Below are 6,461 nucleotides of genomic sequence, written 5' to 3' on the forward strand. Positions count from 1 at the left end.
CCGACAGGGGTGGGAAAAACCACCACTATCGCCAAACTCGCCGCGCGTTGCTTAAAGCGTGGCGGGCCAGATAGCCTGGTGCTGCTTACGACGGATACCTATCGTATTGGTGCGCATGAGCAACTGAAAATCTATGGCCAGATAATGCGGGTGCCGGTGCACGTTGTGCAGGATACGGCAGAGCTGCAGCATGTGATGCAAATCATACGTGCTGATCAAACCATACTGATCGATAACGTGGGGATCAGCCAGCGGGATCGTTATATTTCAGAGCAGGCGGCCATGTTGGCCAGCGCTGGGCGCCAGATAAACCGACTATTGGTGCTTAACGCATCCAGCCATGGCGACACATTGGATGAAGTCGCGCGCACTTACGCCAATGACGGCGGGTCACCCCTTAAGGGCTGCATTATTACCAAGGTCGATGAAGCCAGCCGTTTGGGCGCTGCGCTCGATACGGCTATACGCTACCGTTTGCCTGTCCATTACGTTTCCAATGGGCAGAAGGTGCCCGAGAATCTGCTGTTTCTGCCCGCTGCCGAGCTGGTTGATCAGGCTTTGGTGCCAAATCAGCAAACTCGTGCCTTGTATGCTCCCACTGAAGCCGATTTCGCCGCCTTGATGTCGTTGTCGAAAGGGCCGGAAGACGATACGAACGCGGCCGCCGCTGAAAGTCGTCGTAAGCGTTTGCTGCCGGGCCTATTGTCGATGGCTGCCGAAACAGGGGCTGACTTGTCCATGGGCGATCTGGATGCCGCTTGCGCTTATGTTGATCAGCAAACCTGCGCTTCCGAGGCCTACGATGTATGGCGCAGCTACACATCAGAGAAGCAAGACGAGACTTCCTTAGCGGGGTATGTTGAGCATATGCTGCGCATTGTCCAGGGCGATTTGGCCAAGAATAGCCACCGCTACGTATTGGCCGCGCATGATCAAGTGGCCGTAGCAGCGTCTGCCGATAGTCGTGGGTACTTACGAGCCAGCCTGTTGCTTGATGAGAACGCTGTCGCATTGACGACGCCCGTGCAGCAAATTAGCTTTGCCCATGGCTGGCAGTCTTCTTGCGGCGCTAGCGCGCAGACGCCTCCCACGTCCGCCGCTGCGTTGCTGCACCAGGTGCAGTGGCTAAGTGAGCATTCAAGTAAATTGCCATTAGTGCATTTGTTCGAGGGCGGCTCACAGGCCTTATTGCGCAAAATTTCGGAGTCGAACGTATTATGGCTGGCGCAGTGCGCCGCGACGACGCGGGTTGAATATGATTCGTGCGCGACGACCGTGGGGGCGCTCGCAAAAACGCTTAACCATCGGCCCATCGCCAGTCCGGTGTATTCGCAAGCGTTCACTGAAATCGCCGGCTTGCCGGTTGATGATGTTGTCTTGTGGGTTGCCAGTGAAGCTATCGAAGTCGTTGCAAGGCAGCAGGATTCGCTAATGCTGCAGCTGATTTCCGTGCGCATCGTTCGTCGTGCGGATGGTGCAACCATAAAAGTCTTGCACGGCCTAAGCAATATGTTCTCTTTGGTGGCTTCACCTGAACAATTGGCAGCCTGGCTGGTGGTGCGTCTCGAAGCAAAGCAGGGCCTACGTTATGCAGCCCGCGCTTGGCGGTTGCTGGCGCAACGCGATGGGGCCGAGTCGTCGCAAAAGAAAGCATTAGCTGCTGCCCAGTTGGGTATGGCGGCATGGCAGTATAAACAGCATGCCAACGCGGAATTGGCGCGCAGGGTGGGCGCCAGTTTGATTGGCAAGCCAGGGCTGCCTTCGGTATCGGCTATGCCGGCGGTGTTGAAGCTGTTTGCGCTAAAAGAGATGGTGGCGGCATAGGCGCCGCCTGACTATCAACCTGCCTTGAAGCTGGTGGTGGCGCCCTGGTGGCCACGATGGGTGCGGCCGCTGGCATCATACAGATTTCCTGCGCCAGAGAGGCTGCGCAGGGTGTCCAGTGCTTGTTGGTTATGTTCGAGAAAGGTATCAATGATACGGCCGTTAGCGGCATTCATGTCGCTGGCCTTTTGTACGTTTTCGAGCAGGGCCTGGTAAATGGCGTTCAGGCCGGAGTGATCGTTTACTGCAGCATCCAGGCCGGTCTTGTTTTCTTCGTAGCCAAGTTGGGCCAACAGCATCTGGCGTTCGTCGGCTACCATCGCCAATTTGTCAGCGTAACGGTTCTTTTCTTCAGTCGAATGGCTTAATGCATCGGTGGTGCCAGCCTCGGTCAGCGCCTGAGCTTCGGCGTCGAGAATGACGATAAAGGCTTGGACCAGATCGGCTTCCCGTTCCAGGCATTTCTGCAGTTGTAGAACAGCGTTATTCATATGGCAATTATGTAAAAGCAGCGGCGGCGGGCTGCTGCATGGATGTTATTTCAGTAGGTCACGGACGCTCGCGATGAGCCCGTCGGCGATGCGGCTGGGGTCGATCTTGAGCTGGCCCGATGCCAAGGCATCGCGAATTTGGTTGACGCGCGCAACGTTGATATCGTTGTCGCTGTTCTGCAAATTGGACAGATGGCGGGCGGTGGGGCTTAGGTCAACGGCGCCTTTGCTTGCGGCCGGGGATGACGATGTGCTTGCACTGGTCACGCCATCAGTCCGCGAGCCGGTAACGGTGCTTCTAGCTGGACTGTTAATCGAGGGTGAGGTGATCTTCAAGAGGGTCTCCGGGTAAAGCCTGGCAAATGGTGTACTGCCTGTGTGTCTGTTTTACGGCTACGTCCAGGAAAACTTTAGCCTTTGGGCATGTTTTATGTGAGCGTATGCGTATTTGTGCCTTCGTTACATAATGACTTGTACGGTATTCGCGTTCAATACCGTACCGCTTACGATTTGGCCAGAACTGGATTTTACCTGTATTTGTGCGCCCGGCCCGCCGTTTTGCAGTGCCGTGCCTTCGCCGTTGGCCACGAAGCCCACGCCGCGCGCCTCTGTGCGTACGGCCTGTCCTCGTTGTATCGAGTCGGGGTCGCGCAAGGCGCTGTATTTTACTGTGCCGCCTGCTGGAATGCGTTGCTTGGCAATATAGCCAATGGCCTGACTGGGGTCGAATATTACGCCGCGGGGCAGTCGCAGCAAGTCGCCTTCACGGCCGGTCAAGTCGGTGAGTGTCAAGGCATCGCCCGGCTGAATGTTGCGGTTCGCGACATAGTAGAAGCCTTGAATGCTCAGGTTGGCTTGCACATGGCTGGTCCATGCTTGCGGAGCCAGGCAGCGAACTTCCACCGTCATGCGCGATCGTAACCGTTGCCCGCTAGGCAGGAAAGCCTGCAGCTGGCTGCACGCCGGCTGTTGATTTATGCGCGGTGTTTCAACGATGATATGGGACGATCCAGGGTAGCTGTTTGCCTGATTGCTGAGGAAATCCTCAACTTCAGCTGCGACAAGGCTAGGGTCTTGTACGGGCACCGCAGCTGTGCCTTGTGCAGCATTAGCTGCGCATACATGTGCGCTGGCAACCAGCAAAATAGATAGGATGGAGAGCTTGGGCATGCAGCCATTCTATAGAAGGCTGCTTTGCGGCATCCCGGGAATTGGATGATAAATAGCGCCTTATTTCCTACTTTAGTAAAGCATACGCCGCTTTACTATGCTGTTATGTGAGCGGCAAGGCCGTCATGTTGGTCCAGTGCCTGCGGACATCCATAGCGGGCATCATTATTTTCTGGTGAATGGCAATGATTGATCGGATCGGCGAAGACCTGGGCTTTTACCAAAAGGCCATTAGTTTGCGCCAGCAGCGACAAGAAGTCTTGGCAGCCAATATCGCGAATGCCGATACGCCAAATTACAAGTCACGCGACTTTGATTTCGGCGCAGCCCTGAAAGACGCAATGGGCGAAGGCATGCGTTTACCTGATACCCAGCTTGCATTGACTTCAGCACGCCACATACCGGCCAAGGCGGTCAGCCCTGATCCTGCCGAATTGCTGTATCGCCAGCCATTGCAGCCCAGCATGGACGGCAACACGGTCGACATGGACGTCGAGCGCGTGCAGTTCGCCGACAACACATTGCGCTACCAAAGCGATCTTACCGTGATTTCCGGTCGAATCAAAACCATGATGGCCGCGCTTCAACAGTAATTTTGCGCCAACAGAATAAACAGGAAAGTCCATGTCCACTATGAGTATTTTCGAGATTGCCGGCTCAGCGCTGACTGCGCAATCACAGCGCATGAACGTTACCGCTAGCAACTTGGCCAATGCCGATAGCGTGGCCGGTCCTGATGGCCAGCCTTATCGTGCGCGCCAGGTCGTATTCCAAATGAGTCCAGCCCAAGGCCAGGCTTATGCGCAGTCAGTGGGCGGCGTTAGGGTTTCGGGCGTAGTCGAAAGCACTGCACCTGCTCGCTTGCAGTATGACCCCAAAAACCCGTTGGCCAATGCCGACGGCTATATAGAAATGCCTAATGTGGACGTGGTGGCCGAAACCGTCAATATGATTTCCGCTTCGCGTTCGTATCAAGCCAATGTAGAAGTCATTAACACCGCGAAAAGCATGATGATGCGCACCCTGTCGATAGGCCAGTAAGGCCAGGTCGATTCGCCGGAATCTATTACGGAACTTAAGCGTGACAACAGTCAATAGCACCAACACTAGCAGCGCTGCTGCGGCCATGGCCGCAGCGACCAGTAAAAACAACGATTTGATGGGCGATACCCAGGATAGGTTCCTGACGTTGCTGGTGACCCAACTGCAAAACCAGGATCCGATGAATCCTATGGATAACGCACAAGTCACCTCGCAAATCGCGCAGATGTCTACCGTTCAGGGAATTACCCAGTTGAACAATACTTTGCTGGCCCTGACTGGGCAGATGGATGTGTCGCAGTCCATGCAGGCTGCCGGACTCATCGGCAAAGAGGTGCTGGTGCCGGGCACCAAGATTTCAGTAGGTACGGCCGACGGCGTGACGCACACGACACCCTTTGGCGTGGATGTCATCTCCGATGCGGCCAATGTCACGGTCAGCATCATGGATGCTACCGGCAAGGTGGTGCGCAAGCTTGAACTGGGTCAACAAGAGGTCGGTGTTGTTTCGGTCGATTGGGATGGCAAGGACGATCTGGGCGGGGCAGTCAATGATGGCGCCTACACCATTTCGGTAGCGGCATCCGACGCGAACGGCACGCCGGTATCGGCCGATGCATTGACCCATGGCAAGGTCGGCAGCGTCGCCTATACCGCCAATGGATTAATGCTCGACCTTGGTCTGGCAGGCAAGTACTCCTTGCTGGATCTGCGGAAAATCATGTAGTTGCGAAAGCCTGCGCATTCGCCATGGGCGTTGCGCTTTATTTACACACAGTTAAAAGCAAACGAGGTATACCATGGGTTTTGGACAAGGTTTAAGCGGGCTGAACGCCGCGTCGCAGACATTGGATGTCATTGGCAACAACATTGCCAACTCCGGCACGGTCGGCTTCAAGTCCGGTACGGCCACCTTCGCCGACGTATATGCAAACTCGCGCGTGGGTCTGGGTGTGCAAGTCTCTGGCATCAATCAGCGCTTTACCATAGGCACTATTGCCGGCACGGGCAACCAGTTCGATATGGCAGTCGATGGGGCCAAGGGCTTGTTCCGGGTTGTGGATAGCAGCGATAACGTGCTCTATACCCGTAACGGCCAGTTTTTTGCCAACAAAGACAATTACATCGTTAATGCCCAGGGCCAGCGCCTGACCGGTTATATCGGCGGCAGCACCACACCCCAGCCCATTACCGTGCCAGTGGGCAATATCGAGCCTGTCGCGACCAGTTCCATTACCAATAAACTCAATCTGGATGCTAATGCAAAATTGGCGGGTAATGCAGCGGTAGAGGTGATCGGCGTAATGATGTTGGACGACGGAACCGGCCCTGTTAAGTATGAATATACTGGTTCTTTGCCTACCCCTACCTGGGTAGGTGGAGTTTTTCCTCCGGATGGTAACTACACCACGGGTGATCCGGCTACTCCTGTCGTTTTTAGCGCTAATGGTACGTCAAGCGTTACATCCATCCCGCCGGGCGCGGGCAACATTGCTTACGCTCAAGCTGTTCCAGCAGCTCCGTTTGACGTTACAAACCCCGACAGCTTTACCCACATGCTGCCGATAACGGTGTATGACTCGCTTGGCAACCCGCACCAGCTGGCGCAATACTTTGCTAAGCGCGAACCAGATGCGGATGGCCTCAGTAAATGGGAAGTTTTCTATCAAATGGACGGAGCACCGGTAACTACCCCTACTAGCGGAATCATGAAATTCAACGAGAATGGTGTAATTCCTCCGGGGCAAATTACTAATATTGATATCACGATGACAGGTGTGGGCGGCGCAGGATCGCCGGCAGCACCTTTGAGCATCAATATCAACTACAACGATTCGACCCAGTTTGGTGGTGACTTTTCCAAGAGCTTCGTGCAGAACGGTTCGGCCACGGGTGAGTACGCCAGCATGTCGATTGCCGCCGATGGTTCTATTG

8 protein-coding genes are annotated in these 6,461 nt (G+C 55.2%); 5 read left to right on the top strand and 3 right to left on the bottom strand.

Features of this window, described 5'->3' with window-relative positions:
• Nucleotides 1-1,824: flagellar biosynthesis protein FlhF (locus ABWO67_RS18615; protein ID WP_353154600.1), on the top strand; the 1,824-nt coding region annotated here is incomplete at its 5' end.
• Nucleotides 1,825-1,838: 14 nt separating this feature from the next.
• On the opposite strand, the gene ABWO67_RS18620 is transcribed toward ABWO67_RS18615, so the two are convergent.
• From ABWO67_RS18620 to flgA, 3 genes are all read right to left on the bottom strand, one after another.
• Nucleotides 1,839-2,315 (bottom strand): flagella synthesis protein FlgN, encoded by a 477-nt coding sequence (locus ABWO67_RS18620; protein ID WP_353154602.1) that lies wholly within the window; start codon nt 2,313-2,315, stop codon nt 1,839-1,841.
• Nucleotides 2,316-2,360: 45 nt separating this feature from the next.
• A complete protein-coding gene (gene flgM / locus ABWO67_RS18625; RefSeq protein WP_353154605.1) occupies nt 2,361-2,651 on the bottom strand; it encodes a flagellar biosynthesis anti-sigma factor FlgM in 291 nt (96 codons plus the stop codon).
• A gap of 123 nt (nt 2,652-2,774) precedes the next feature.
• Nucleotides 2,775-3,485 carry a flagellar basal body P-ring formation chaperone FlgA gene (flgA, locus tag ABWO67_RS18630; protein ID WP_353154608.1) on the bottom strand — a complete coding sequence of 237 codons (711 nt, stop codon included), beginning with the start codon at nt 3,483-3,485 and terminating at the stop codon, nt 2,775-2,777.
• Between the two features lie 185 nt (nt 3,486-3,670).
• Between flgA and flgB the strand changes: the two genes are divergently transcribed.
• From flgB to ABWO67_RS18650, 4 genes are all read left to right on the top strand, one after another.
• A complete protein-coding gene (gene flgB / locus ABWO67_RS18635; RefSeq protein ID WP_353154611.1) occupies nt 3,671-4,078 on the top strand; it encodes a flagellar basal body rod protein FlgB in 408 nt (135 codons plus the stop codon).
• Between the two features lie 31 nt (nt 4,079-4,109).
• Nucleotides 4,110-4,526 (top strand): flagellar basal body rod protein FlgC, encoded by a 417-nt coding sequence (flgC, locus tag ABWO67_RS18640; protein WP_353154614.1) that lies wholly within the window; start codon nt 4,110-4,112, stop codon nt 4,524-4,526.
• A gap of 40 nt (nt 4,527-4,566) precedes the next feature.
• The gene (locus tag ABWO67_RS18645) at nt 4,567-5,253 is read left to right on the top strand and encodes a flagellar hook capping FlgD N-terminal domain-containing protein (protein WP_353154617.1); all 687 of its coding nucleotides are present in this window, start codon (nt 4,567-4,569) and stop codon (nt 5,251-5,253) included.
• A 73-nt stretch (nt 5,254-5,326) separates the two neighbouring features.
• On the top strand, nt 5,327-6,461 hold a 1,135-nt coding region (locus tag ABWO67_RS18650; protein WP_353154620.1), incomplete at its 3' end, for a flagellar hook-basal body complex protein.

It is taken from the genome of Pollutimonas bauzanensis (assembly GCF_040393045.1).
GTDB classification, from domain to species: Bacteria; Pseudomonadota; Gammaproteobacteria; order Burkholderiales; family Burkholderiaceae_B; genus Pollutimonas; species Pollutimonas bauzanensis_A.

Excerpts from the sequence above, each read along its gene's own strand:
- flgB (WP_353154611.1), top strand. The coding sequence starts at position 3,671 with ATGATTGATCGGATCGGCGAAGACCTGGGCTTTTACCAAAAGGCCATT.
- flgC (WP_353154614.1), top strand. The coding sequence starts at position 4,110 with ATGTCCACTATGAGTATTTTCGAGATTGCCGGCTCAGCGCTGACTGCG.
- flgA (WP_353154608.1), bottom strand. The coding sequence starts at position 3,485 with ATGCCCAAGCTCTCCATCCTATCTATTTTGCTGGTTGCCAGCGCACAT.
- ABWO67_RS18620 (WP_353154602.1), bottom strand. The coding sequence starts at position 2,315 with ATGAATAACGCTGTTCTACAACTGCAGAAATGCCTGGAACGGGAAGCC.